Origin of the sequence: Methylobacterium oryzisoli (assembly GCF_046557895.1) — a bacterium.
Classification (GTDB): Bacteria; Pseudomonadota; Alphaproteobacteria; order Rhizobiales; family Beijerinckiaceae; genus Methylobacterium; species Methylobacterium oryzisoli.
The window spans coordinates 1-1,347 of record NZ_JBKIBX010000116.1 but is presented as its reverse complement, the minus strand read 5'-3'; the positions used below and the strand labels follow the sequence as shown (position 1 = coordinate 1,347).

The window sequence follows — 1,347 nt, the reverse complement described above, 5'->3', positions numbered from 1 at the left end:
TGTACCGCCCGCGGTTTGTGAGACACCGATTTAAACCCTATGCGGCGAGAGCCGCCGGTGGAAGCTGCGCAGCCCGAATAGCGGCCGGTGGCTGGAAGCCGTGCCGCTCGATCAGCCACGTCGTGTTGTAGATCTCGCGGAATGCCAGCAGGGCGCGGCGGAGATCCTCGACCGACTCGAAGCGCTCCACCCAGAGCAGGTTCTCCTTGAGCGTGCGGATGAACCGCTCCGCGCAGCCGTTCCCCTCCGGCGCACGCACGAAGGCGGGCGAACTCGCGATGCCCAGGAACGCCAGTTCCGCCTGGAAGGCATCCGCCATGTACTGGCTGCCGTGGTCGTGCCGGACACTCAGACCAGCAGCGACCTTCGCCGCAAAGCCGCCGAAGCGCTGCCGCACGCCCTGGCGGATCGGCTCCAGCGCCTCAAACCGCGTGGCCCGGCGCGCCGCATGGATGCCGACACACTCGGCCGAGCAGTGATCGACGGCCACGAACACCGCGACCGGCCCCTCGCCGGTCCAAGTGGTGGTCAGGTCGGTCCCCCACATCGTGTCCACCGCCTCCGGGATGATGGTGCCATCGTGGGTGCGCGGGCCGCGCGGCGCGCCGACGCGAGACGGGGCGAGCAGATCATGGTCGCGCATCAGACGCAGCACGCGGCGCTTGGAGGTGCGCACGCCCTTGTGGCGCAGGCGCGCCCAGATCTTGCGGTGACCCTCGCCGTGGAAGGGGCTGCCGGCGAGGGTGGCGCGGATCGCCTCCAGCAGCGCCGCATCCGGCATCGGCCCGACCGGGCCAGGTCGGTGCGACGGCTCCGGTCGGGCGGGTGAGAGATGCCGGTGAACGGTGGCGCGCGACACGCGCCAGATCCGGCAGACGCGGGCCAGCCCGTAAGCCTTGCCGCTGACGGAAGAGACGGCCCGGCTCATGGCCGCGATCTCTTGCGGGCCAAAGGGCCGGGGCCGCGCGCCTCCAGGGCGGCGATCTTGGCCTCCAGCAACTCGCGCTCGAGCAGCATCTCGCCGAGCTTGGCCTTCAACCGTCCGCTCTCCAGGACTTCGCCATCGGTGGGCCGGGTGGACAGGCTGGCTTCGCCTGCCGTCAGGAAGGCGTCGCGCCAGCTCGACAGGGTCGCGGCCGTCACGCCCAGGCTGCGCGAGACGCTCTCCAGGTCCTCGCCGCGCAGCAGGCGCAGCACCGCATCGCGTTTGCGCTGCCGGGACATGCGCCCGCCGCGGCCGGGACCAACCGCGTCTGCACCCGCCCTCGTGTTCGTCGTCATCGTCCTCACCCCTGCCGCGGAGACCGTCCGCTAACGGGGTGTCTCAAGCAACCGTGGGGCGGAGGA

The 1,347-nt window shown here is 71.1% G+C and carries 1 protein-coding gene; it reads right to left on the bottom strand.

Annotation, left to right across the window (positions count from 1 at the left end; all coding sequences use genetic code 11):
- Positions 1-37 precede the first annotated feature (37 nt).
- Positions 38-1,281 (bottom strand): IS3 family transposase gene (locus ACKUB9_RS34280; protein ID WP_407531163.1). Its coding sequence is split into 2 segments (ribosomal slippage): positions 38-957 and positions 957-1,281, totalling 1,245 coding nucleotides; the frame shifts between segments, so codons are not numbered across the junction.
- Positions 1,282-1,347: the final 66 nt, after the last annotated feature.